Source organism: Micromonospora sp. CA-249363 (assembly GCF_050950185.1).
GTDB lineage: Bacteria > Actinomycetota > Actinomycetes > Mycobacteriales > Micromonosporaceae > Micromonospora.
Genome location: NZ_CP192020.1, coordinates 5,530,985 through 5,553,382, shown reverse-complemented (window position 1 = coordinate 5,553,382; position 22,398 = coordinate 5,530,985). Strand labels below are relative to the sequence as shown.

At 72.3% G+C, this 22,398-nt stretch carries 27 protein-coding genes and 1 riboswitch; of the genes, 10 read left to right on the top strand and 17 right to left on the bottom strand.

The genetic code is table 11. The features are described 5' to 3' along the window. Positions 1–82: 82 nt before the first annotated feature. Both gndA and ACQPZK_RS24640 read right to left on the bottom strand, forming a co-directional pair. Positions 83–1,525 (bottom strand): NADP-dependent phosphogluconate dehydrogenase, encoded by a 1,443-nt coding sequence (gene gndA / locus ACQPZK_RS24645; RefSeq protein ID WP_433535246.1) that lies wholly within the window; start codon positions 1,523–1,525, stop codon positions 83–85. Positions 1,526–1,669: 144 nt separating this feature from the next. Beyond that, positions 1,670–1,966 (bottom strand): MTH1187 family thiamine-binding protein, encoded by a 297-nt coding sequence (locus tag ACQPZK_RS24640; protein WP_433535245.1) that lies wholly within the window; start codon positions 1,964–1,966, stop codon positions 1,670–1,672. A 289-nt stretch (positions 1,967–2,255) separates the two neighbouring features. On the opposite strand from ACQPZK_RS24640, the gene ACQPZK_RS24635 reads away from it, so the two are divergent. Continuing rightward, complete coding sequence (locus ACQPZK_RS24635) at positions 2,256–2,873, top strand: hypothetical protein (RefSeq protein WP_433535244.1); 618 nt, start codon at positions 2,256–2,258, stop codon at positions 2,871–2,873. A gap of 206 nt (positions 2,874–3,079) precedes the next feature. On the opposite strand, the gene ACQPZK_RS24630 is transcribed toward ACQPZK_RS24635, so the two are convergent. From ACQPZK_RS24630 to ACQPZK_RS24615, 4 genes are all read right to left on the bottom strand, one after another. Continuing rightward, the gene (locus tag ACQPZK_RS24630) at positions 3,080–3,880 is read right to left on the bottom strand and encodes an energy-coupling factor transporter transmembrane component T family protein (protein WP_433535243.1); all 801 of its coding nucleotides are present in this window, start codon (positions 3,878–3,880) and stop codon (positions 3,080–3,082) included. After that, entirely contained in the window at positions 3,877–4,284 is a 408-nt protein-coding gene (locus ACQPZK_RS24625) for a hypothetical protein (protein ID WP_433535242.1), read from the bottom strand. The genes ACQPZK_RS24630 and ACQPZK_RS24625 overlap by 4 nt, the downstream gene beginning before the upstream one ends. Then, a complete protein-coding gene (locus tag ACQPZK_RS24620) occupies positions 4,281–5,693 on the bottom strand; it encodes an ABC transporter ATP-binding protein (RefSeq protein WP_433535241.1) in 1,413 nt (470 codons plus the stop codon). The genes ACQPZK_RS24625 and ACQPZK_RS24620 overlap by 4 nt, the downstream gene beginning before the upstream one ends. A gap of 112 nt (positions 5,694–5,805) precedes the next feature. Continuing rightward, positions 5,806–6,393, bottom strand: a complete 588-nt coding sequence (locus ACQPZK_RS24615) for an ECF transporter S component (protein ID WP_433535240.1) — start codon at positions 6,391–6,393, stop codon at positions 5,806–5,808. A gap of 77 nt (positions 6,394–6,470) precedes the next feature. Continuing rightward, positions 6,471–6,575, bottom strand: a riboswitch (TPP riboswitch). Between the two features lie 107 nt (positions 6,576–6,682). On the opposite strand from ACQPZK_RS24615, the gene ACQPZK_RS24610 reads away from it, so the two are divergent. From ACQPZK_RS24610 to ACQPZK_RS24590, 5 genes are all read left to right on the top strand, one after another. Further along, positions 6,683–7,513, top strand: coding sequence for an alpha/beta fold hydrolase (locus ACQPZK_RS24610; RefSeq protein ID WP_433535239.1), 831 nt, complete (start codon positions 6,683–6,685; stop codon positions 7,511–7,513). A 3-nt stretch (positions 7,514–7,516) separates the two neighbouring features. Then, a complete protein-coding gene (locus ACQPZK_RS24605; RefSeq protein ID WP_433535238.1) occupies positions 7,517–8,323 on the top strand; it encodes an aminoglycoside N(3)-acetyltransferase in 807 nt (268 codons plus the stop codon). After that, on the top strand, positions 8,320–9,069 hold the full coding sequence (locus tag ACQPZK_RS24600; protein ID WP_433535237.1) for a sugar isomerase domain-containing protein: 750 nt from the start codon (positions 8,320–8,322) through the stop codon (positions 9,067–9,069). Before ACQPZK_RS24605 ends, ACQPZK_RS24600 begins: the two co-directional genes overlap by 4 nt. A 154-nt stretch (positions 9,070–9,223) precedes the next feature. Next, positions 9,224–9,727: a DUF6328 family protein gene (locus ACQPZK_RS24595; RefSeq protein WP_433535236.1), complete on the top strand. Its 504-nt coding sequence runs from the start codon at positions 9,224–9,226 to the stop codon at positions 9,725–9,727. Positions 9,728–9,981: 254 nt separating this feature from the next. Further along, positions 9,982–11,904, top strand: coding sequence for an acyl-CoA dehydrogenase family protein (locus ACQPZK_RS24590; RefSeq protein WP_433539301.1), 1,923 nt, complete (start codon positions 9,982–9,984; stop codon positions 11,902–11,904). Between the two features lie 26 nt (positions 11,905–11,930). On the opposite strand, the gene ACQPZK_RS24585 is transcribed toward ACQPZK_RS24590, so the two are convergent. From ACQPZK_RS24585 to ACQPZK_RS24540, 10 genes are all read right to left on the bottom strand, one after another. Then, the gene (locus ACQPZK_RS24585) at positions 11,931–12,110 is read right to left on the bottom strand and encodes a hypothetical protein (RefSeq protein WP_433535235.1); all 180 of its coding nucleotides are present in this window, start codon (positions 12,108–12,110) and stop codon (positions 11,931–11,933) included. Between the two features lie 78 nt (positions 12,111–12,188). Next, positions 12,189–12,356, bottom strand: a complete 168-nt coding sequence (locus ACQPZK_RS24580) for a hypothetical protein (protein WP_357133280.1) — start codon at positions 12,354–12,356, stop codon at positions 12,189–12,191. 397 nt (positions 12,357–12,753) lie between these two features. After that, positions 12,754–13,362, bottom strand: a complete 609-nt coding sequence (locus ACQPZK_RS24575; RefSeq protein ID WP_433535234.1) for a hypothetical protein — start codon at positions 13,360–13,362, stop codon at positions 12,754–12,756. A gap of 80 nt (positions 13,363–13,442) precedes the next feature. Further along, positions 13,443–13,604 carry a hypothetical protein gene (locus ACQPZK_RS24570; protein WP_433535233.1) on the bottom strand — a complete coding sequence of 54 codons (162 nt, stop codon included), beginning with the start codon at positions 13,602–13,604 and terminating at the stop codon, positions 13,443–13,445. Between the two features lie 159 nt (positions 13,605–13,763). Continuing rightward, positions 13,764–14,162, bottom strand: coding sequence for a Fur family transcriptional regulator (locus tag ACQPZK_RS24565; RefSeq protein WP_433535232.1), 399 nt, complete (start codon positions 14,160–14,162; stop codon positions 13,764–13,766). Beyond that, positions 14,159–14,458, bottom strand: coding sequence for an ArsR/SmtB family transcription factor (locus tag ACQPZK_RS24560; protein ID WP_282257156.1), 300 nt, complete (start codon positions 14,456–14,458; stop codon positions 14,159–14,161). Before ACQPZK_RS24560 ends, ACQPZK_RS24565 begins: the two co-directional genes overlap by 4 nt. A gap of 49 nt (positions 14,459–14,507) precedes the next feature. Next, complete coding sequence (locus ACQPZK_RS24555) at positions 14,508–15,374, bottom strand: metal ABC transporter permease (protein ID WP_433535231.1); 867 nt, start codon at positions 15,372–15,374, stop codon at positions 14,508–14,510. 2 nt (positions 15,375–15,376) lie between these two features. Then, positions 15,377–16,138: a metal ABC transporter ATP-binding protein gene (locus tag ACQPZK_RS24550; protein ID WP_433535230.1), complete on the bottom strand. Its 762-nt coding sequence runs from the start codon at positions 16,136–16,138 to the stop codon at positions 15,377–15,379. Beyond that, positions 16,135–17,085: a metal ABC transporter substrate-binding protein gene (locus ACQPZK_RS24545; protein WP_433535229.1), complete on the bottom strand. Its 951-nt coding sequence runs from the start codon at positions 17,083–17,085 to the stop codon at positions 16,135–16,137. The genes ACQPZK_RS24550 and ACQPZK_RS24545 overlap by 4 nt, the downstream gene beginning before the upstream one ends. A gap of 54 nt (positions 17,086–17,139) precedes the next feature. Then, on the bottom strand, positions 17,140–17,397 hold the full coding sequence (locus ACQPZK_RS24540; RefSeq protein WP_421472643.1) for a hypothetical protein: 258 nt from the start codon (positions 17,395–17,397) through the stop codon (positions 17,140–17,142). Between the two features lie 29 nt (positions 17,398–17,426). Between ACQPZK_RS24540 and ACQPZK_RS24535 the strand changes: the two genes are divergently transcribed. The 4 genes from ACQPZK_RS24535 (at position 17,427) to dusB (ending at position 20,990) form a co-directional block, all read left to right on the top strand. Further along, on the top strand, positions 17,427–17,768 hold the full coding sequence (locus ACQPZK_RS24535; RefSeq protein ID WP_007463893.1) for an antibiotic biosynthesis monooxygenase family protein: 342 nt from the start codon (positions 17,427–17,429) through the stop codon (positions 17,766–17,768). A 24-nt stretch (positions 17,769–17,792) separates the two neighbouring features. Then, positions 17,793–18,272 (top strand): hypothetical protein, encoded by a 480-nt coding sequence (locus ACQPZK_RS24530; protein ID WP_433535228.1) that lies wholly within the window; start codon positions 17,793–17,795, stop codon positions 18,270–18,272. A 114-nt stretch (positions 18,273–18,386) separates the two neighbouring features. Beyond that, positions 18,387–19,766 (top strand): glycine--tRNA ligase, encoded by a 1,380-nt coding sequence (locus ACQPZK_RS24525; RefSeq protein ID WP_433535227.1) that lies wholly within the window; start codon positions 18,387–18,389, stop codon positions 19,764–19,766. A 132-nt stretch (positions 19,767–19,898) separates the two neighbouring features. Then, on the top strand, positions 19,899–20,990 hold the full coding sequence (gene dusB / locus ACQPZK_RS24520; RefSeq protein WP_433539300.1) for a tRNA dihydrouridine synthase DusB: 1,092 nt from the start codon (positions 19,899–19,901) through the stop codon (positions 20,988–20,990). 249 nt (positions 20,991–21,239) lie between these two features. Here dusB and ACQPZK_RS24515 read toward each other — a convergent pair whose 3' ends face one another. After that, positions 21,240–21,902, bottom strand: a complete 663-nt coding sequence (locus tag ACQPZK_RS24515; protein WP_433534736.1) for a C39 family peptidase — start codon at positions 21,900–21,902, stop codon at positions 21,240–21,242. Between the last annotated feature and the right edge of the window lie 496 nt (positions 21,903–22,398).

Here is a 22,398-nt window from a genome sequence, read left to right as displayed (position 1 = left end):
CTCGAACATGGATGTAGTGGCCTCCCTGGAACGGAAGACCACTACATCGTGGATCGAGCGCGATCGTGCCGCGCGTCGTCGCTTACGCCGGCGACTCGGTCTTGTCACCGGCCCAGGTGGTGTGGAACGAGCCCTCGCGGTCCACGCGCTGGTAGGTGTGCGCGCCGAAGTTGTCCCGCAGGCCCTGGATCAGCGCGGCGGGGAGCCGCTCGGCCCGCAGCGCGTCGAAGTACGCGAGCGACGACGAGAAGGCCGGCGTCGGCACACCCGCCTGCGCCGCGTCGGCCACCACCCGCCGCCAGCTCGGCACGCCCGCGCTGACCGCCTCGGCGAAGTACGGCGCCACCAGCAGCGTCGGCAGGTCGGGCTGCTCGTCGTACGCCTCGCGGATCCGGTCCAGGAAGCGGGCCCGGATGATACAGCCACCGCGCCAGATGGTCGCCGTACCGCCCAGGTCGATGTCCCAGTCGTACTCGCTGCTGCCGGCCCGGATGTGGTCGAAGCCCTGGGCGTACGCGACGATCTTGGAAGCGAGCAGCGCCCGGCGGACGTCCTCGACGAACGCGTCCCGGTCGGCCACCTGCCACTTCTCACCCGCGTCCGGGAATGCCCGGCGGGCCGCCTCGCGCTGGTCGACGTGCCCGGACAGTGAACGGGCGAAGGTCGCCTCGGCGATGCCGGTGATCGGGATGCCCAGGTCCAGGGCGCTCTGCACGGTCCACCGGCCGGTGCCCTTCTGCTCGGCCCGGTCCTGCACGATGTCGACGAACGCGCGGCCGGTCGCCGCGTCGGTGTGCGCCAGCACGTCGGCGGTGATCTCGATGAGGAACGACTCCAGCTCGCCGCTGTTCCACTCGCGGAAGATCTCCGCGATCTCCGCCGGGGTCGCGTCCAGGCCGGCCCGCAGCAGGTCGTACGCCTCGGCGATGAGCTGCATGTCGGCGTACTCGATGCCGTTGTGCACCATCTTGACGAAGTGCCCGGCGCCGTCTGGCCCGACGTGCATGCAGCACGGCACACCGTCCACCTGGGCGGCGATCTTCTCGAACATCGGGCCGAGCTTCGCGTACGACTCGGTGGAGCCGCCCGGCATGATGCTCGGGCCGAGCAGCGCGCCTTCCTCGCCGCCGGAGACGCCGGTGCCGCTGAAGTGCAGCCCCTGCGCGCGCAGCGACTCCTCCCGGCGGCGGGTGTCGGCGAAGTGGGCGTTGCCGCAGTCGACGATGATGTCGCCCTCGTCCAGCAGCGGCACCAGCTCGTCGATGACCGCGTCGGTGGGCGCGCCCGCCTTGACCATCACGATCACCGCGCGCGGACGCTCCAGCGACGCCACGAAGTCGGCCATCGTCTCACCGGGCACGAAGGTGCCCTCGTCGCCGTGCTCCGCGACGAGGCTGCGGGTGCGTTCCGGGGACCGGTTGTGCACCGCCACGGTGAAGCCGTTGCGGGCCAGGTTGCGGGCCAGGTTGCGGCCCATCACCGCCAGCCCGGTCACGCCGATCTGCGCTGTCGCCTGCTGAGCCATTCGTGCCGCCACCTCTCGCCGTCGAACTGTCCCTGCGACGGTATCGCGGCATCCGGCATCACGGGCAGGTCGTCCCACGGCGGGTCACCGCCTGGTCGCGGCCCGTCCATCCAGCACGCCGATCAGGGTCAACGCACCGGCCGCTCAGCCCTGGGCCAGTCGTTCCTCCACACGCGCCACCTTCGCCGTCAGCGCGTCGGTCACGCCGGGCCGGACGTCGGCCTTGAGGACGACGCTCACCCGGGGCGCCTGCGCGGCCACCACGTCGACAGCCCGCTTGACCACGGCCATCACCTCGTCCCACTCGCCCTCGACGGTGCTGAACATGGCGTCGGTCCGGTTCGGCAGCCCGGACTCGCGGACCACCCGTACCGCCTCGGCGACGAGGTCACCCACCGAGTCGCCGCCGCCCAGCGGGGTGATCGAGAACGCGATCAGCATGTGCCGATCGTGCCAGTAATTCGGATGCGCGTCCTCTCCGGCCGTGGATAGGGTTCCGGCATGCGTAACTGACGCCCCCCTTCCGAGCCGGTCCGCCGCCCCGCGTCGCGGTCCGTGCGCTCCCGGGCGTCACGCGTCTTTCGCACGCCGTCAATGGCGTCGAGCCTGCCCGATCCCCGGTGAGCAGTCCCTTCCCACTCGACCGTCGCTTCGCGACGGCCATCAGCCGATCCAACCGACCGCCGGAGCGCGGGAACGGCCGGGACGGTCGGCACCGAAGGAGGCCCGGATGTCCGCCAGGCGTAACCCGAGAAAGTCCCGTACCCCGAAGGCGACCCCGCCCGCACAGATCCCGGCGGCCGAGGATGGCCCGGCGGCTGGTCGCGGACTGTTGGCTGACGACGGCCCGGCGGCCGATCGCGGCACGATCCTGCCGACCCGCCCCGATGCCGCGGTCGAGTCGGTGCTGCCCGCAGCCCTGATCGACCCCGCGCCTCTGGCGGCGCTGGTTGACCCGGCGCTGCCGGCGGCCCTGGTCGAGCCCGCGCCTCTGGCGGCGCTGGTTGACCCGGCGCTGCCGGCGGCCCTGGTCGAGCCCGCGCTGCCGGCGGCGCTGGTCGACCCCACACCGCTGGCGGCCCTGGTCGAGCCCGTGCCGCTGGCGGCGCTGGTTGACCCGGCGGCGACCCTCGAGCCACTCCGGCCCGGAGCTGTCCGGACCGACGTGGCGCTGCCTGTCGATGTGCCGGCGGCTGTCGACGCGCCGACGGTCGAGGACCTGCCGATGCCGGCTCGGCGACCGTCCGCGCCCACCGCCGGACCGCCGACGGGCGGCGGCAACCGCTCGGCCGGCGGCCGCAGTCAGCCGGCGGGCCAGACCCGCCGCTACGCCTTCCGGCGTAGCTGACCGGGCCCGTCGGGCCCGTGGGTGCCGGTCGGTGACAGCAACTTCAGGGATGTAGTGGCTTCCCGCGCTGCCGAAGCCACTACATCCCTGAAGTTGCGCGGATCTTGCGTCCCGGCCCGCCGGCCCGCCGGCCCGCCGGCCCGCCGGCCCGCCGGCCCGCCGGCCCGCCGGCCCGCCGGCCCGCTGGCTCGGGTGGCGCGGGGGTGTCAGCCGAGGAGGGGGCGGAAGGTTCCGGCCAGGATGCTCGTCGTCAGGGCCGCGCCGGCCAGCGTCGCCGCGCCGACGACCAGCAGCGTGTCGGCGAGGCCGAAGCGCTGCCGGCGAGCCACGGTACGGGGTGTGCCGGCGTCGAATCCCCGTGCGTCCATCGCGACGGCCAGCCGGGTACCTCGGCGGATCGCCCCGACCAGCAGCGCGAACGCCGTCGAGGCGAAGAGTCGTAGCTTGGCGACGGGATTGCGCCCCGCGTCGACGCCGCGTGCGCGTCGGGCCATGCTGATCATCTGCCACTCCTGGCCGAGCAGCGGCACCAGCCGGAACGCGGCCAGCGCTCCGATGGCGAACCGCGCCGGTGCCTTCGCGTTCTGGATCAGCGCGTCCGCCAGGTCGGTCGGGTCGGTGGTGGCGAAGACGATCACGCCGGGCAGGGCCACCGCGAAGATTCGTAGTACCAGGCCCAGCGCGGTGAGCAGCACGCCGGTGCTCACCAGCACCGGTCCGGCGTCTAGCAGGACGCGGCCGGACTGGTCGGCGGCGAAGAGCACCAGGGTGACCAGGATGCCGACGGCGCTGAGCAGCAGCGGCAGCGCCCGTCGGGCCAGCACCCGGTAGCGCAGGCCGAACAGCGGCAGCACGGCCAGCTCGACGGCGATGGCGATCGCGGGCGCCACCGGGTCGAGGGTGGCCAGCAGAGTGAACGAGAAGACCAGCGCGGCGGCGAGCTTCGCCACCGGGTTGCGCCGGGCCAGCGGCGCTCCGGGCCGGGCGACCGGTTCGAGGCTGATCACCGACGCACCTTCCGTCCGGCGTCGAGGCGTCGGTCGCCGCACGCCGCCCCGCTCACGACCGCTCCAGGGTGACGGCCCTGTGCCGCGATGCTCACGACCGCTTCCGCGTTGAGGCGTCGGTCGCCGCACGCCGCCCGGCTCACGACCGCTTCAGGGTGACGGCCCTGTGCCGCGATGCTCACGACCGCTTCGGCGTTGAGGCGTCGGTCGCCGCACGCCGCCCGGCTCACGACCGCTTCAGGGTGACGGCCCTGTGTCGCGATGCTCACGACCGCTTCGGCGTTGAGGCGTCGGTCGCCGCACGCCGCCCGGCTCACGACCGCTTCAGGGTGACGGCCGTGCGCCGCGACGCTCACGACCGCTTCGGCGTCGAGGCGTCGGTCGCCGTGTGCCGCGACGCTCATGACCGCTCCAGGGTGACGGTGCGGTCGGCGAGTGCGGCGACGAAGTCCGGGTCGTGGGTGACGCTGACGACGGCGTGCCCGGCGTCGCGCAGGTCGGCGAAGAGGTCGACCAGCTCGCGCCAGGTGCGCCGGTCCTGGCCGAAGGTGGGTTCGTCGCAGATCAGCAGGCGTGGCGCGGTGGCCAGGGCCGTCGCCACGCTGAGGCGTCGCGCCTCCCCGCCGGAGAGGGTGTACGGGTTGGCCGCCGCGAGCCGGGTCAGTCGTAACCGGTCGAGTAGCCCGGCCACCGTCTCCTTGACGGCCGTCTCCGGTTGACCCGTCCGGCGTGGGCCGAGCGCCAGCTCGTCGAAGACGGTGCCGGTGACGAACTGGTGCTCCGGGTCCTGGAAGACCGAGCCGATCCGTCGCGCCAGCGTGGGCGCGCGCCAGCGGTGCGGGGGAGTGCGATGGTGGGCGTCGGCCAGCTCGGCCGAGGCGCTGACCCGGCCCGTTCCCGGTTTGAGCAGTCCGCCGAGCAGCAGCGCCAGGGTGGACTTGCCGGCCCCGTTCGGTCCTCGTACGGCGAGGGTCTCTCCGGCGCGTACCGTCAGATCGGTGGGGCCCAGCCGCGACGGCAGGCCGAGCCGGTCGGCGGTGAGCAACACGGCACCCGCGGCGGCGGTGGCCCGGCGCGGCGCGATGGGGTGACCGGGCACCCAGACGCCCTCGGCGGCGAGGGCGTCGCCGTGCGCGGCGAAGACCGCTTCGGGCGGCCCGTCCGCGCGGACGCCGCCGCCGGGCTCCAGGACGACCACCCGGTCGACCAGGGGCAACGCCTCGGCGACCCGGTGTTCGACGAGGATCAGGGTGGTGTCGGCGTCCAGCGCGCCCGCCACGGCGCCTCGCACCAGGGCGGCCCCGTCCGGGTCGAGGTTGGCGGTGGGCTCGTCGAGCAGCAGCAGGCCGGGGCGCAGGGCCAGCGCGCCGGCCAGGGCGAGGCGCTGCTGCTCGCCGCCGGAGAGGGCGGCCGTGTTGCGGTCCCGGGGGTACGGGAAGCCGACCCGCCGTAGCGCCTCGTCGACGCGGGGCCAGATCTCGTCCGTCGGTACGCCCCGGTTCTCCAACCCGAACGCGACGTCGTCGCCGCTGCGTGCCATGACCAGCTGGGTCTGCGGGTCCTGGAAGACGATACCGACCCGTTCCCGGCCCTTGCGGGGGTCGAGCCCGTCGATCTCGACGGTGCCCTCCTGCTCACCGGAGTCCTCCGGCAGCAGCCCGGCCAGCGCGGCGAGCAGGGTGCTCTTGCCGGCCCCCGAGGGCCCGAGCAGGAGTACCCGCTCGCCGTCCTCCACCCGGAGGTCCACCCCGCGCAGGGCCCAGGCCCGCCGCCCGGCGTGCCGCCACCCGAACCCCCGCAGCAGTACCCCCACAACCCCTCCTTCCAGGTCCCTTCACGCTGTTGATCAAGAGGTTCGCGTCAGAATTCCGCCTCGCGGTGACGCGAACCTCTTGATCAACGAGGCCGGGTCGGACGGGGCAGCGTCAGATCAGGGCGCGAGTTCGGCCTGATGGGAGGCGGTCCAGGACGCCGGTGTTGGCCAGGGCGCGGGTGAGCGCCCAGCCGCCGACTCCCGCGATGATCGTGGCGCTGACGATGGTGAGCAGCGCGTACGGGATGCGGTAGTTGACCAGCTCGGTCTCGCTGTTCCAGACGAAGAAGTCGAACAGGGCCGCGCTGAGGCCGGTCAGCGCGCCGGCCAGCACGGCGGTCGGCAGCCCGTACGACCGGTAGCGGAAGGCGGCGAACGCCAGCTCGGCGCCGAGGCCCTGCACGATGCCCTGCGGGATGACCGTGCCGGCCCACTGGCTGCCCAGCAGCGCGGAGACGACCGCGGCCACCGTCTCGCAGTAGAGGGCGGCCCCGGGCTTGCGGATGACCAGCCCGCCGACCACGGCCGGCATCAGCCACACGCCGTAGATGAGCGTCTGCGCCGGCGGGAAGAACGCGAACGCGCCCTCGGTGGCGCTCCACACCAGGCCCCAGGCCCAGAAGATGACGCCGAAGGCGACCGCGATCACCGAGGCGACCACGATGTCGATCGTGCGCCAACGGTTGGTGGTGTTGTCCATACTGTGCTCCCAGTTCAGTGGAACGAACCAGGAGAAGACGCACGCCGCGCGTCCGGTGGCACCGGACTCACGGCGCGGCTGGAGGTCGACCGAACTCCCTGCGCTGGCATTACCCAGATCAGGTTCGAGGGTCTGCGGGCGTACCCGCACTCTCAGCGCTGTGCGCTCCCCTGTCGGATGTGAAGTTGTCTCGCTGACGCTAGCACCGACCAGGGGTAACAGCCCAGCAGGGCGTTCCGGCGTCCGTGCAACCGGGCCGGCGCGACGACGGCTGGGTAGGCTGACGATCATGCAGGTCGACGCGCGGGGTCTGACATTCGAGGTACGCACCAGCGGCCCGTCCGACGGCGCGCCCGTTCTGCTGCTGCACGGATTTCCCCAGCACAGCGGCGAGTGGGACGAGGTCGTGCCACCGCTGCACGCCGCCGGCCTGCGCACGTACGCCCTCGACCAACGGGGCTACTCGCCGGGCGCGCGCCCCGCCGAGGTGGCGGGGTATCGCATACCCGAACTGGTCGCCGACACGGTCGCGGTGCTCGACGCGCTCGGTCTGGACGCCGTGCACCTCGTCGGCCACGACTGGGGCGCGGTCGTGGCCTGGGCGGTGGCCGCCGCGCACCCGGACCGGGTCCGTACGTTGACGGCGGTGTCGGTGCCGCATCCGGCGGCCATGGCGCACGCGCTCGCCACCGACGGCCAGCAGAAGGCCCGCTCGTCGTACATCGCGCTGTTCCGCAAGCCGGGCAAGGCCGAGAAGGTGCTGTTGGCGTGGCACGCGACGGCGCTGCGCAAGCTGCTGAGCGGGGTGGGCGACGCCGCCCGGGTGAACCGCTACGCCGACCCGATGCGCGAGCCGGGCGCGCTCACCGCCGCTCTGAACTGGTACCGGGCGATGTCCGGCGCCGACCTGGCCGCCGTCGGCCCGGTCGCCGTACCGACCACCTACGTCTGGAGTGACCGGGACGTCGCGATCGGCCGGACCGCCGCCGAGGCGTGCGCCGCCCACGTGACCGGCGACTACCTCTTCGTACCCCTGACCGGGGTGAGCCACTGGATCCCGGACGCCGCGCCCGCCGCGCTGGCCGAGGCGGTCCTGGCGCGGGTCGCCGGGACGGCCTGAGCCGTGACCGTTCCCGTCGGCGGACCGGGCACCCGTCGGTCGATCGCCGCGCAGCTGCGCCTGCTGGGCGTACGCCCCGGGTCGACGGTTCTGGTGCACGCCGGGATGCGCCCGCTGGGCTACGTCTGCGGCGGGCCGCAGGCGCTGGTGCTCGCCCTGCGTGACGCGCTCGGCCCGGACGGCACGATCGTGGTGCCAACCCACACCCCCGACAACAGCGACCCGGCGCAGTGGCGCAACCCGCCGGTGCCGGTGGACTGGTGGCCGCTGATCCGCGCCGAGATGCCCGGCTTCGACCCGGTGACCACGCCGAGCCGCTACATGGGCGTCTTCGCCGAGACGGTCCGCTGCTGGCCCGAAGCGCTGCGCAGCACGCACCCGCAGGTCTCGTTCGCGGCGCTCGGCCCGGCGGCCGAGCGGGTGGTCGCCGGGCACGCCCTGGCCGACATGCTCGGCGAGGTCTCACCGCTGGCCCGGCTCTACGACCTGGACGCCGACGTGCTGCTGCTCGGGGTCGACCACAGCGTCAACACCTCGCTGCACCTGGCCGAGTACCGCCGTCCCGCCCTCGTCCACGAGCGACTGGGGGCGGCGGTGCGGACCGCCGACGGTGGCCGGGAATGGGTGTGGTGGCAGGACGTCCGGCTCGACGAGAGCGACTTCGGCGCGCTGGGCCGCGACCTCGACGCGACCGAGGCGGTCCGGGTCGGTCCGGTGGGCGCGGGGACGGCGAGGTTGGTACGCCAGCGGGCGGCGGTCGACTTCGCGGTGCGGTGGTTCGCCCGCAACAGACGGACGGAGGACGTATGACGGTGAGCGCCGAGAACTACCTGGAGGTGGTGACCGAGGCGATGTCCCGGGTGGCCGCCAGCCAGCGGGATGCCGTCGGTCGGGCCGCCGACCTGATCGCCGACGCGGTACGCGCCGACGGAGTGGTGCACGCCTTCGGCACCGGGCACTCGGAGGCCCTCGCCATGGAGATCGCCGGCCGGGCCGGCGGACTGGTGCCCACCAACCGGATCGCCCTGCGGGACCTGGTCCTGCTCGGCGGCGAGCCGGCCGACGTGCTCGGGCCGCTGCTGGAACGGGACCCGGCGGTGGCGCACCGGCTCTACGAGTTGGCGCCCGTACGGCCCGCCGACATCTTCGTGCTGGCGTCGAACTCCGGGGTCAACGGCGCGATGGTCGAGTTCGCCACGCTGGTCAAGGAGCGGGGCCATCAGCTGGTGGCGATCACCTCCGCACAGCACTCCGGCCAGATGACGTCCCGTCACCCGTCCGGGCGCAAGCTGGCCGACCTCGCCGACGTCGTGCTCGACAACGGCGCGCCGTACGGCGACGCGACGCTGCCGCTGCCGGGCGGGGGCGCGGTCGGCGCGGTCTCCTCGATCACGGCCGCGCTGCTGGCCCAGCAGATCACCGTGGAGGTGGTAGCTCGGCTGCTCGCGGCGGGGGAGCGGCCGCCGGTGTACCTGTCGGCGAACATTCCGGACGGGGACGCGCACAACAACGCGCTGGAGGCCCGGTACGCCGGTCGGATCCGCCGCGGGTCCTGACCCGGGCCGGCCGCTCGACCGTTTGGTGTCCGCCGGGCGACCGGGAGGTGGCCGGCAGGTGTCGTGAGCCTGTTTCGCGCTCGGTCGGGTGGGGCATTGGCGTTGCTGCCGGCGGCCAGGACCGCCGACAGTACCGTCTCACCGGAGGTAGCGCGTGTCCAAGGAGACCGAGAAGCAACGCTGGCAGCGTAACTTCGCCGACCTGCTCCAGGAGTTGCGGGTCGCCCAGACCGGCGTGCAGATCCTCTTCGCCTTCCTGCTCACCCTGCCGTTCAGCAACGGGTTCACCCGGACCAGCGAGTTCCAGCGCGACGTCTACATCGTCGCCCTGCTCGCCGCGGCCGCCGCCACCGCGATGATCATTTCGCCGGTCGCGTTCCACCGGGCGCTGTTCCGCCAGGGACGCAAGCCGGAGCTGGTGCGGTTCGCGCACCGGATGGCGACCGGGGGCCTCGGCTTCATGCTGATCGCGATGGTCAGCGCGGTGCTGCTGATCACCGACTTCGTGCTGGACCGGCCCATCGCCTTCGTGCTCAGCGCGCTCACCGGAATCTGGTTCCTCGTCTTCTGGGTGATCCTGCCGTTCGCCCGGCGCAACTGGGGTGACGACGACATCGACGACGAGGACGACGACCCGGAAACTCTCACCGTCGGCTGACCGCTCTCGATGTTCACGCCACGCTACCCCTGGGTAACAACCGGGGGTAGCGTGGCGTTAGTCGCGCACGTCGAGCAGCCGCACCGAGTTTCGAGGGGGCAGCCGTGACCACGACACAGGACGGCCGACCGGACGGCCCCGACTCCCAAGCCGCCGCCGGTTCTGCGGTACCGCCCACCGCCGGCGCTGCCGGGTCGTCCGATGCTGGCGCTGCCGAATCGGCCGCTGGCGGCGCTGCCGGGTCGGCCGCGCCGCTGCCCGCCGAGGCCGGCCAGGTCTCGGAGAAGGAGGCCCGCAGGGTCGCCGAGGCCGCCCGCGAGTCCACCTGGGACCGTCCCAGCTTCGGCAAGGAGCTATTCCTCGGCCGGTTCCGGCTCCACCTCATCGACCCCTGGCCGCGCGCCGACCCGGACGACGCGGCCCGCGCCGAGGACTTCCTCGGCCGGCTCCGCGCCTTCGTCACCTCCGAGGTGGACGGCGCTGCCATCGAGCGCGACGCCTCCATCCCGGACTCCGTCTTCCACGGGCTCGCCGACCTGGGCGCGTTCGGCATGAAGATCGACCGGAAGTACGGCGGCCTCGGGCTGAGCAACCTGCACTACTGCCGGGCACTGATGCTGGCCGGCTCGGTCAGCCCGGCCATCGGGGCGCTGCTCTCGGCCCACCAGTCGATCGGGGTGCCACAACCGCTGAAGATGTTCGGCACCGCCGAGCAGAAGCAGCGTTTCCTGCCCCGACTCGCGGCGGGCGAGGTCTCCGCCTTCCTGCTCACCGAGCCCGACGTCGGCTCCGACCCGGCCCGACTCGCCACCACCGCCGAACCCACCGAGGACGGCACCGGCTACCGGCTCAACGGGCTGAAGCTCTGGGCCACCAACGGCACCGTGGCCACCCTGCTGGTGGTGATGGCCCGGGTGCCCGCCGCCGAGGGGCGACGCGGCGGCATCACCGCGTTCGTGGTGGACGGCGACAGTGCCGGCATCACCGTGGAGCGACGCAACGAGTTCGTCGGCCTGCGTGGCCTGGAGAACAGCCTGACCCGGTTCCACGACGTGTTCGTACCCGCCGAGAACGTCATCGGCGGCGAGGGCAAAGGGCTCAAGATCGCCCTGACCACGCTCAACACCGGCCGGCTCTCGCTACCGGCCATGTGCGTGGGCGCCGGCAAGTGGGCGCTGAACGTGGCCCGGGGATGGGCCGCCGACCGCGTCCAGTGGGGCCGGCCGGTGGGCGAGCACGAGGCCGTCGCCCAGAAGCTCTCCTTCATCGCCGCGACCACGTACGGCATGGAGACCATGCTCGACCTGTGCTGCCTGCTCGCCGACGACGACCGCAACGACATCCGGATCGAGGCGGCGCTGGTCAAGCTCTACGCCAGCGAGATGGCCTGGAAGATCGCCGACGAGCTGGTCCAGATCCGGGGCGGGCGCGGCTACGAAACGGCCGACTCGCTGGCCGCCCGCGGCGAACGCCCGGCCACCGTCGAACAGGTGCTCCGCGACCTGCGCATCAACCGGATCTTCGAGGGCTCCACCGAGATCATGCACCTGCTGATCGCCCGGGAGGCCGTCGACGCCCACCTGTCGGTGGCCGGCGACATCATCGACCCGGAGGCGGGCCTCGGCCGCAAGGCCCGCGCCGGCGCCCGGGCGGGAGCGTTCTACGCGCGGTGGCTGCCGACCCTCACGGTCGGCAAGGGCCAGAGCCCATCGGCGTACGCCGAGTTCGGCCCCCTCGCCGGCCACCTGCGCCAGGTGGAGCGCTCCTCGCGCAAGCTGGCCCGCTCGACGTTCTACGCGATGTCCCGCTGGCAGGGAAAGATGGAGCGCAAGCAGGCGTTCCTCGGGCGCATCGTGGACATCGGCGCGGAGTTGTTCGCGATGTCCGCCGTCTGCGTCCGGGCAACCGCCGAGCGTGACGCCCACCCGGAGAACGTCGAGCTGGCCGACCTGTTCTGCCGGCAGGCCCGGGTTCGGGTCGACGCCCTGTTCGCCGCCCTCTGGGACAACACCGACTCGGTCGACACCGCCGCCGCCAAGCGGATCCTCGCGGGCCGTTACGCGAGCGTGGAGGAGGGCGTCGTCACCCCGTCCGCCGAGCTGCCCTGGGTGGCCCGCTGGAAGCCCGGCCCGTCCACCGCCGAGGACGTCCGCCGCCGCATCCCCCCGAAGCCGTAACCCTTCGCGACCCGTCCCCACCGCATTCAGTGGGGACGAGTCGCGACGTTGGCCGGGGTGTTCGCGGTGCTGGCCGGGGTGATCGCGGCGCTGGCCAGGGTGTTCGCGGCGTTGGCCGGGGTGTTCGCGGCGTTGGCCGGGGTGATCGCGGCGCGGAATCGCGCTCGATCCTGGATCCAGTGGCATCCCGCCGACCTCGAGGCCACAACTTCCTGGTTCGAGCACGATCTTCAGGCGAGGCGAGGCGAGGCGAGGCGGGGCGAGGCGGGGCGGCGCGAGGCACGTCAGCGGGCGACCGCCCAGGCCAACACCCCGGCCAGGATCAGACCGTTGAGCACGGCCAGCGCGAGGTACGCAGCGGGCGGGATCTTCTTGCCCCGGCGGACGAAGGAGACCAGAACGGCGGCGTAGCCGAGCAGCAGGACGGCGATGACGATCAGGAAGTAGAACACCCGACGACCTTAACGGCCCGCCGTCGCACCCCCGCGTACATAATCCCCACGCCCCCTGTCCGCGTCCGCGTCCGCGTCCGCGTCCGCGTCGATCTTGCACTTTCGGTTGTCGTTTCAGGGCGGTATGCCCCTTACGCCGCCACAGAAAGTGCAAGATCGCGGGGTGGTCGCCGCCCCGGCCCCGTCGATCATGGAGTTGTGGTGGCTTTTCTGCGGGTTTACGGGTGCTTTGTCACGCACCGCAACTCCATGATCGACGAGCCGAGCCGAGCCGAGCCGAGCCGAGCCGAGCCGAGCCGAGCCGAGCCGAGCGGAGCCGAGCGGAGCCGAGCCGAGCCGAGCGGGGAGGGGCGGGGGCGGGGCGAAGGCGGGGCGGGAGGCGGGGGCGGCGTGGGGGTTAGCGGGTTTTGTTGCGGAGGCCCAGGTGGCGGAGTTCCAGGGCAGCCAGGGCGTTGACGGTGTCGTCGTCGCCGCGTCGCCACGCCTCGGCGACGTCGGGCGCGATCCGGGTGAGGCGGCCCAGCGGTTGGGTGGCCAGGGCGCGGAGCGCGAGCAGGTCCCGTCCGGCGGGCCCGGCAGCGAGCTTCGCGGCCGAGCCGGCGCGACGCATCCAGCGCAGCCGCAGCGGCAGCCAACCGAAGAGCACCAGGCCGAGCGGGAAGATCAGTACGGCGACGGCGAGGGCGAGGGCGAGCTGGTCGATGAGGTGCTGCTGCTCCCGTCCGGCGTCGGCCAGCCCTCGGGCGGCCTCGGCGGCACGTTGGAAGGGCGCGGTCAGCTCGTCACCGACCAGCGGCACCCGGCGTACCTTGCCGCCGGCGTCGGCGAGGTTGTCGGCGAGGCCACCGCCCGCGCCTTCCAGCTTCTGCCCGGGTACGGCGAGCTTCTGCACCAGGTCGTGCAGCCAGAGGGCGGCGCGGATTGCGGCGTACACCCAGATGACGACGAGCAGGTCGGTGAGCAACTGACGGACGGCGGTCGGAAACCGATCGGCGTAGATCTTCACGCCGGACAGCGTGCCACGAACGACGACGGCCCGGCACCCGTCGAATCGGTCCGGACCGGAGCGCCGCAGCCAGACCTCGATCAGGCGAGCCGCAGGTCCACGAACGCGATGGTGTCGCCCGGCGGGCCGTAGCGGTCGATCTCGACGAAGCCGTGTTGTCGGACGAACCGCAGGCCCTCGTCGTTGGACGCCAGGACGACGGTCTCGATGGTCTGCGCGCCCAGCTCACCGGCCAGGGCCAACGCGCGCCGGTAGATCTGCTCCCCGTAGCCGTGCCGGCGATTCCCGGGCGATCACGGTCGCGGTGCCGGGGGTCGGACGGTCGAGCAGCCCACCGCCACGCCGTCGACGTACGCGACCTCGAGGATGTGGCGCTGGGCGCGGGCGGCGATCTCGGTCCGTCAGCGGAGGCACGTCGGGCAGGTGCCGAAGATCTCCAGGGTGTGGCTGACGTCGGCGTACCCGTGCTCGGCGGCGACCCGGTCGGCCCAGCTCTCCACGGCCGGGCCGGCGACCTCGACCGTCCGCCCGCAGGCCCGGCAGACGAGGTGGTGGTGGTGCCCCTGGCTGCACCTGCGGTAGAGGTGCTCGCCACCGGGCGGGCGCATCACGTCGATCTCGCCCGCGTCGGCCAGTCCTTGCAGGGTGCGGTAGACGGTGGTCAGGCCGACCCGCTCGCCGCGCTGCCGGAGCATCGCGTGCAGATCCTGGGCGCTGTGGAAGCCCTCCATCTCGCCCAGCAGCGCGCTCACCGCCGAGCGCTGCCGGGTGTTGCGCACCGCGGCGCCGCTCTCGCTCATGATCCCTCCCCCGCGTGACTGACCGCGTCCGCCACGATGTGCGCGACGTGCTCGTCGACCAGGCTGTAGGCGATCTCCCGGCCTCGACGCGAGCCGCGCACCACGCCCGCCCCGCGCAGCACCCGCAGGTGCTGGGAGACCAGCGGTTGCGCGGCGCCCAGCTTCTCCACCAGCTCGTGTACGCACCGCTCGCCGTCGGCGAGCTCGCTGACGATGGCCAGCCGAATCGGCGCGGACAAGGCTCGGAGCAGTTCGCTGGCTCCGTCGAAACCCTCGTAGCCCGTTGCGCTGGTCATCTTGCAACGGTAACCAATACCACCGACATCCGCCGATCCGGCTCAACCGTCAGTCCAGGACGACCTCGTGCGGCTCCGGCACCGGTACGGGTGCCGGCGCGGTGCGGCGGCGCAGCGTACGCCAGATCGCCCCGGCGACGGCCACCACCAGGAAGGAGGCGATCGCGAGCAGCACCACCGAGGCCCCGGGCGGGGTGTCGGCGCTGGCGGCGACCCAGACACCCGAGCCGGCGGCGAAGAACCCGAGCGCCATGGCGGCGGTCATGGTGCTGCGGAAGCCTCGCGTGACCTGCTGGGCGGCGGCCACCGGAACCACCATGAGCGCGCTGATCAGCAACACCCCGACGGCCCGCATCGCGATGGTCACCGTGACCGCGGTGGTGACCGCGATCAGCAGGTTGAGCGTGCGCACCGGCAGGCCGGAGACTCGGGCGTACTCCTCGTCGTGGCTGATCGCGAAGAGCGCCGGCCGCAGGGCGATCATGGTGATCAGGATCGCCACGCCGAGCACTCCGACGGTGATCAGATCGTTGGTCGAGGTGGAGAGCAGCGATCCGAACAGGTAGGCGTTGAGGTTGGCGCTCGTCGCGTCCGAGAGGCCGACCAGCAGGACGCCACCGGCGATGCCGCCGTAGAAGAGCAGGGCCAGGGCCAGATCACCGGAGGTACGCCCCCGGGCGCGGACCAGCTCGATGGCGATCGCGCCGGCGGTGGCGACGATCACCGCGACCAGCACCGGCGAGCGGTTCAGGAGCAGGCCGGCGCCGACACCTGTCAATGCCACGTGGCCGATGCCGTCGCCGATCAGCGTCAGCCGGCGCTGCACCAGGTAGATGCCGAGCGCCGGGGCGGCCAGGCCGATCACCAGCGCGCCGATCAGGGCACGCTGCATGTAGGGGTACTGGAAGAGTTCCATGGTCAGTTGCTCCACAGCCCGGCGGGCTCGTCGGGACCGTGCGGGTGCACGTGGTCGTGGTCGGGCTCCGCGTGGTGGCCGGCCGGGTCCGGAACCGTGCCGTCGTGACAGATGCCGCCCTGGTGGACGACGATCGCCCGGCTGATCACCGGTCGCAGCGGGCCCAGCTCGTGGGCCACCAGCAGTACCGTCCCGCCGTCGGCCACGAAGTCGCGCAACGCGCCCGCGAACGTCTCCTGGCTGGCCGCATCGACCCCGGCGGTGGGCTCGTCGAGGATCAGCAGCTCCGGCTCACCGGCCAGCGCGCGGGCGATCAGGGTGCGCTGCTGCTGACCACCGGAGAGGGTGGACACCGGATCGGTGGCCCGGTCGGCCAGCCCGACCGCCCGCAGCGCCGCGTCGACGGCGGCCCGGTCGGCGGCGCCGGGAGGGCGCAGGATGCCCCGGCGGGCCAGCCGGCCGGAGGCCACCACCTCGCGGACGGTGGCGGGCACGCCCGACCCGGCACCGAGGCGCTGCGGGACGTACCCGATGCGCTGCCACTGGCGGAACTGGCGCAACGGCCGGTCGAAGAGGGTGATCGAGCCGGCGCTGAGCGGCACCAGGCCGAGGATCGTGCGGATCAGCGTGGACTTGCCGGAGCCGTTGGCGCCGAGCACCGCGACCACCTCGCCGGCGGACACGGTGAGCGAGACGTCCCGGAGCACGGCGCGGCCCTCGTAGCCGACCGCGCCGTGCTCGACAGTGATGACGGGGATGCTCACGAGCAGCTCAACGCCGTCCGCAGGGTCTGCAGGTTGCTACGCATCACCGAAAAATAGTCGGCGTCGCTGCCCGCTGCGAGTCCTTCGATCGGATCGAGCACCGCGGTCTTCGCGCCGACCTGACCGGCGATGGTCTCGGCGACCTTCGGGCTGACCAGCGCCTCGAAGAAGATCGTGGTGGCCTGGTGTTCCTTCGCCTCCTCGATGACGTGGGCGAGTCGCTGTGGCGAGGGCTCGACGTCGGGGCTGAGCCCGGTGATGCCGACCTGGTCGAGGCGGTAGCGGTCGGCGAGGTAGCCGAACGCGGTGTGGCTGGTCACGATCTCGCGTCGCTGGCAGGTCGCCAGGCCCTTGGTGAACTCGCCGTCGAGGGCGGTCAGGTCGGCGCGCAGGGCCGCGGCGCGGGCGGTGTAGTCGGCGGCGTGCTTCTCATCGACCGTGCCGAACCGTTCGGCGAGCTTGTCGCCGATGGCGGCGAGCCGGATCGGGTCGAGCCACACGTGCGGGTCCTTGGCGTGGCCGTGCTCCTCCTCGCCCTCCTCGTCGCCCTCGTGGTTGTGGCCGCCGGCGCTGGCGTCCATCAGTGGCTGCACGCTGGCCACGTCGAACACGGGGGCGTCGTCGTCCTGTGCGATCGCCTCGTCCACCGCGGGCTGGAAGCCCTTGAGGTAGACGATCAGCTCGGACTCGGTGATCTCACCGACCTGGCGTGGGCTCAGCTCCAGGTCGTGGGGCTCGGCGCCGGGCTTGGCCAGGTTGATCACGCGAACGGCGTCGCCACCGACGCGCTCGGCGACGAACTGGAGTGGGTAGAACGCGGCCACCACGTCGACCCGTTGGGGATCGGCGCCGGCCGGGCCACCGGTGGAGCAGCCGGCGGCGGCCCCCAGGGCGAGCAGGGCGGTAGCGGCGGCGGCCAGGACGCGGGGCGTGGTGCGGTTGTTCATGTTCCCAACTGTCCGTGGTAACGACAATGATTGTCAAAAACGCATGCTTGCATGTCAGAGCAGCTTTGCCAGGCCCACCGTCACCAGCAGCGTCAGCATCAGCAGGCGGACCACCCTCGTCTGCGGCGCCTGAACCGGCCACGTGGTCGCCAACAGGGCGATCAGGGCGGCGGCGAGGGCCAGCGTCAGCAGGCCGCCGACCACCCCCGGCGTGAAGAACGCCACCAGCACCACCACCAGGGTGAGCAGGAACACCGACGTCGGGTTCGCCCCGGCCAACCGGGCGAGCAGAGGGCGCTGCGTACGCTGCATCCCACAGACTCTACGAGGAGGAACCCCCGGTGCTGGTGACCAACCGGTTCGTGGTCGACGTCGATGTCGCCGACGGCTTCACCGAACGGGCGCACGCCGCCCTCACCGCGCTCGCCGCCTGCCCCGGCTACCTGCGCGGCCAACTGGTCCGGGCCCTGGACGACCCCCGGTACTGGTCACTGGTCACCGAGTGGGAGTCGGTCGGCACCTACCGGCGGGCACTGGGCGCCTTCGAGGTCAAGGTGAGCGCGGTGCCGCTGCTCGCCGAGTCGGTGGACGAGCCGTCCGCGTACGAGGCGCTCGCCAGTGCCGCGCCGGGCGGAGCCGTGGTGGTCGCCGAGAGTGATCGGGCTGCAGGTCCTTACCGCTGAGCCGCCGGGCACTACCCTGCTCCTATGACCGCACCCGCCCCGCCGCCCGGTCCCGGTGTGGCTCCGCCCTTCGCCGCGCCTCCCACCGAAGGACGCCGGACCCGGCTCTGGATCGGCCTGGGCGTCGGCGCCCTCGCCGTGCTGCTCTGCTGCGGCGGAGGTGGCACGGCCATCGTGGGCCTCGCCGTGACCGGCGTGCAGGCGGTACGCGAGCAGGGCCGCACGGTGACCGGCGACTACTACCAGGCGCTCGTCGAGCGCAACTACGGCCGGGCGTACGACCAGCTCTGCGACGACGCGCAGCGGCGCGAGTCCCGCCCCGAGTTCGAGCGACGGGCGGCCGCCGAGCCGCAGGTCACCGCCTTCCGAGTGGGTGAGGTGGACACCACCAACCTGACCGTGCCGGTGGACGTGACCCTGGACGGCGGCGAACGGGAGCGGCAGCAGGTCAACCTGGGTCAGGACGGTCAGACCGGTGGCATGGAGGTCTGCGGGGTGAGCTGACCCGCCCCCGGTATTCTGCTGGGCTCGGGGCGGCGGTGGTCGTACCGTTGTCCCGAACCGACCGATCCATCCACATCTCGCCCCCGCCGACCGCCAGCCGGCGTAGGAGGAAACATGCCAGCCGACCGTATCGACGCCGTCGTCAGCCTCGCCAAGCGCCGAGGCTTCGTCTTCCCCTCCAGCGAGATCTACGGAGGCACCCGGTCGGCGTGGGACTACGGTCCGCTCGGCGTGGAGCTGAAGGAGAACGTCCGCCGGCAGTGGTGGAAGACCATGGTCCAGCAGCGCGACGACGTCGTCGGTCTCGACTCCGCGGTGATCCTGGCCCGCAAGGTGTGGGAGGCGTCCGGCCACATCGCCGAGTTCGTCGACCCGCTCACCGAGTGCCAGTTCTGCCACAAGCGGTTCCGGGCGGACCACATCGAGGAGGCGTACGAGGCCAAGCACGGCCACCCGCCCGCCTCACTCGCCGAGGTCAACTGCCCCAACTGCGGCAACAAGGGCACCTTCACCGAGCCGAAGATGTTCAACGGCCTCATGAAGACGTACCTGGGCCCGGTGGAGAGCGACGAAGGGCTGCACTACCTGCGTCCGGAGACCGCGCAGGGCATCTTCGTCAACTACAAGAACGTCGAGACGGTGGCGCGCAAGAAGCCCCCGTTCGGCATCGCGCAGACCGGCAAGTCGTTCCGCAACGAGATCACCCCGGGCAACTTCATCTTCCGGACCCGCGAGTTCGAGCAGATGGAGATGGAGTTCTTCGTCGAGCCGGGCACCGACGAGGAGTGGCACGAGTACTGGCTCCAGGAGCGCTGGAACTGGTACCTCGACCTCGGTCTCTCGGCGGACAATCTGCGCCTGTACGAGCACCCTGCCGAGAAGCTGTCGCACTACTCGAAGCGCACCGTCGACATCGAGTACCGGTTCCAGTTCGGCGGGACCGAGTTCGCCGAGCTGGAGGGTGTCGCCAACCGCACCGACTTCGACCTCTCCACGCACAGCAAGCACTCCGGCGTCGACCTGTCGTACTTCGACCAGACCAAGGGTGAGCGCTGGATGCCGTACGTCATCGAGCCGGCCGCCGGTCTGACCCGCGCGGTGCTCGCCTTCCTGCTCGAGGCGTACGACGAGGACGAGGCCCCGAACACCAAGGGCGGCGTGGACAAGCGCACGGTCATGCGGTTCGACCCGCGACTGGCCCCGGTCAAGGTGGCGGTGCTGCCGCTGTCGCGCAACGAGGCGCTGTCGCCCAAGGCGAAGGACCTCGCCGCGCTGCTGCGCAAGCGTTGGGTGGTGGAGTTCGACGACTCGCAGGCGATCGGCCGCCGCTACCGCCGGCAGGACGAGATCGGCACCCCGTTCTGCGTGACCGTCGACTTCGACACCCTGGACGACAACGCCGTGACCGTCCGGAACCGGGACACCATGGGTCAGGAGCGCGTCTCCCTGGACCAGGTCGAGCGGTACCTCATCGAGCGTCTTCCCGGCTGCTGAAGCTGGTCACGGGGCCCCGACCGTCTGGTCGGGGCCCCGTACACTTGTGCGGTGACCGCCTCGACCGTGCCCGCGCTGCGCCCGTTGACCCTCGGGCCGTACCAGGTGTCACCGCCGGTGGTGCTCGCCCCGATGGCCGGGATCACGAACGTCGGCTTCCGTCGGCTCTGCCGCGAGCAGGGCGGCGGCATCTACGTCTGCGAGATGATCACGACCCGGGCGCTCGTCGAGCGGAACCCGAAGACGCTGCGCATGATCGCGTTCGGCGACGACGAGCAGCCGCGCAGCCTCCAGCTCTACGGCACCGATCCCGAGATCACCGCCGCCGCCGTGCGGATCGTCGTCGAGCGGAACCTGGCCGACCACATCGACCTCAACTTCGGCTGCCCCGTACCCAAGGTCACGCGGCGGGGCGGCGGCGCGGCGCTGCCGTGGCGGCGCCGGCTCTTCGCCCGCCTGGTGAAGGCCGCGGTGGATGCCGCCGCACCCTCCGGCGTGCCGGTCACGGTCAAGATGCGCAAGGGCATCGACGACGACCACCTGACGTACGTCGAGGCGGGGCTCGCCGCGCAGGAGGCCGGCGTCGCCGCGGTGGCCCTGCACGGGCGTACGGCCTCGCAGCGCTACTCGGGCACCGCCGACTGGGACGCGATCGCCACGTTGAAGCAGGCCCTGGATGTGCCGGTGCTCGGCAACGGCGACATCTGGGAGGCGGACGACGCGCTGCGGATGGTCGCCCACACCGGTGTCGACGGCGTGGTCGTCGGTCGTGGCTGCCTCGGCCGGCCGTGGCTCTTCGCCGACCTGGAGGCCGCCTTCAACGGTCGGCCGGAGCGGCGGCTGCCCACCCTCGGCGAGGTGGCGTTGACCATGCGCCGGCACGCCGAGCTGCTGGTCGATCAGTTCGTGGCGGGCGCCCGCAACCCGGCCCGGGGTGAGCGGGACGGCTGCACCGACTTCCGCAAGCACGTCGCCTGGTACCTGAAGGGCTTCCCGGTCGGCGGCGAACTGCGCCGCTCGCTGGCGATGATCGAGAGCCTTGCCCAGCTCGACGACCTGCTGGGCAAGCTCGACCCGGCGGAGCCGTTCCCGCTGACCGCCCTGGGTCAGCCGCGCGGCCGTACCAACTCGCCGGGCAAGGTCGCCCTGCCGGACGGCTGGCTGGCCAGCCGCGACGACGACACCGTCCCCGAGGGCGCCGAGATGGACGACTCCGGCGGCTGACCGGTGGTGGTCCCGGATGGATCACTCGTCGCCAAGATCCGCGCAACATCGGGGATGTTGCTGCTTCCGGCGCGTCTGAGGCAGCAGTATCCCCGAAGTTGTGAGGATCTTGGCGCGGGGCGCGGGGCGCGGGGCGCGGGGCGCGGGGCGCGGGGCGCGGGGCGCGGGGCGCGGGGCGCGGGGCGCGAGGCGCGAGGCATGCCGAAAGGGCCGGGCCCCGTGGTGGGGTCCGGCCCTTTGGGTTGGTGCTTAGCTGGTGGCGTAGCCGCGGGTGGCGATCCAGTCGGCGAGGTGCTCGACGGTGATGTCGTAGGCGGCGGTGTTGGGGTCGGCGGAGTCGGCGATGCGGACGGTGTTGCCGTTGTCGCGGTAGCCGACGACGCTGATGTAGTGCCCGCCTTCGAAGGAGTGGGTGTTGCCGTCGGTGTCGGTGCTGGTGCCGGCGATGTTGGCGACGACGGCGCGGCCGTTGTCGACGGTGCGGACGATGTCGGCGCGCAGCTGGTCGGTCTGCTTGGCGTCGGCGTCGGGCTTGCTGATCTCGACCGAGTGGTAGGCGTCGGTCTTGCCGGTCTCCTTGTTCAGCACGGGGGTGATGTCGTTGATGGAGTTGGTGCCGGCTTCGGTGGTGCCCATCTCCTTGGCCATGGCGTCGACGCTGATGTTCTTGCCCTGCACGCTCAGGGCGTTGCGGGCGGCGGCGGGGCCGCAGTAGTAGAAGTTGGGTTGGGCTTCGTAGCGCACGCCGAGTTGACGCTCGCTGTGGCCGTTGCGGTCGGCCGCCGTCTGGGACACGGGCGTGGTGGTGTTTTCGGCGGCGAAGGCGGTGGTGACGGGGCCGGCGATGGCGCCTGCGGTGAAGGCGAGGCCGGCGGTGGTCAGGGCGGTCTTGCGAATCAGATCGGTACGCATGGTGGCGTGCTCCTCTGCTTCATCGGGGGATACGCGCTCGGCACACGGGGGCGTGCCGGGCGGAAAGATTCGGATCGGCCCGGCGACCCAATAAGAGGGGTCTGCGCGGGGGGTGGTGCAACGGTCCGGGCCGGCAGGTCATTCCCTGCCGGGGGGCCGGGGGACGGCCGGTGGTGCTCGGCCGTGCGGGGGTGTAACGACGTCGGCTCGGTGGGTGTTCCCGGCCGGGGTTGGTCGGGGCGAGCCGGCGTGGTGCTCGGTGGTGCGGGGGTGTAACGACGTCGGTCCGGCGGGTGTTCCCGGCGGCGATCGGCCGGGCCGAGCCGGTGGGGTGCGGGGGTGTAACGACGCCGACCCCGGCGGCTGTTTCCGGCTGCCAGGGCTGGGACTCGGGGGTCGCGGCGGCGTGCCAGGTATAACGACCCCGCCCGGCCCGCGATTCCGCCCGCCCGGTGTCACCGACCACAGCATGCCGACGGCCCAAAACCGGACAGAC

Coding starts and splice junctions, on each gene's coding strand:
- ACQPZK_RS24555 (WP_433535231.1), bottom strand. CDS start 15,374: ATGGAACTCTTCCAGTACCCCTACATGCAGCGTGCCCTGATCGGCGCG.
- ACQPZK_RS24560 (WP_282257156.1), bottom strand. CDS start 14,458: ATGACCAGCGCAACGGGCTACGAGGGTTTCGACGGAGCCAGCGAACTG.
- ACQPZK_RS24600 (WP_433535237.1), top strand. CDS start 8,320: ATGACGGTGAGCGCCGAGAACTACCTGGAGGTGGTGACCGAGGCGATG.
- ACQPZK_RS24610 (WP_433535239.1), top strand. CDS start 6,683: ATGCAGGTCGACGCGCGGGGTCTGACATTCGAGGTACGCACCAGCGGC.
- ACQPZK_RS24545 (WP_433535229.1), bottom strand. CDS start 17,085: ATGAACAACCGCACCACGCCCCGCGTCCTGGCCGCCGCCGCTACCGCC.
- ACQPZK_RS24615 (WP_433535240.1), bottom strand. CDS start 6,393: ATGGACAACACCACCAACCGTTGGCGCACGATCGACATCGTGGTCGCC.
- ACQPZK_RS24515 (WP_433534736.1), bottom strand. CDS start 21,902: ATGCGTACCGATCTGATTCGCAAGACCGCCCTGACCACCGCCGGCCTC.
- ACQPZK_RS24640 (WP_433535245.1), bottom strand. CDS start 1,966: ATGCTGATCGCGTTCTCGATCACCCCGCTGGGCGGCGGCGACTCGGTG.
- ACQPZK_RS24635 (WP_433535244.1), top strand. CDS start 2,256: ATGTCCGCCAGGCGTAACCCGAGAAAGTCCCGTACCCCGAAGGCGACC.
- ACQPZK_RS24540 (WP_421472643.1), bottom strand. CDS start 17,397: ATGCAGCGTACGCAGCGCCCTCTGCTCGCCCGGTTGGCCGGGGCGAAC.
- dusB (WP_433539300.1), top strand. CDS start 19,899: ATGGCCGGGATCACGAACGTCGGCTTCCGTCGGCTCTGCCGCGAGCAG.
- ACQPZK_RS24565 (WP_433535232.1), bottom strand. CDS start 14,162: ATGAGCGAGAGCGGCGCCGCGGTGCGCAACACCCGGCAGCGCTCGGCG.
- ACQPZK_RS24525 (WP_433535227.1), top strand. CDS start 18,387: ATGCCAGCCGACCGTATCGACGCCGTCGTCAGCCTCGCCAAGCGCCGA.
- gndA (WP_433535246.1), bottom strand. CDS start 1,525: ATGGCTCAGCAGGCGACAGCGCAGATCGGCGTGACCGGGCTGGCGGTG.
- ACQPZK_RS24625 (WP_433535242.1), bottom strand. CDS start 4,284: ATGAGCGTCGCGGCACACGGCGACCGACGCCTCGACGCCGAAGCGGTC.
- ACQPZK_RS24530 (WP_433535228.1), top strand. CDS start 17,793: ATGACCGCACCCGCCCCGCCGCCCGGTCCCGGTGTGGCTCCGCCCTTC.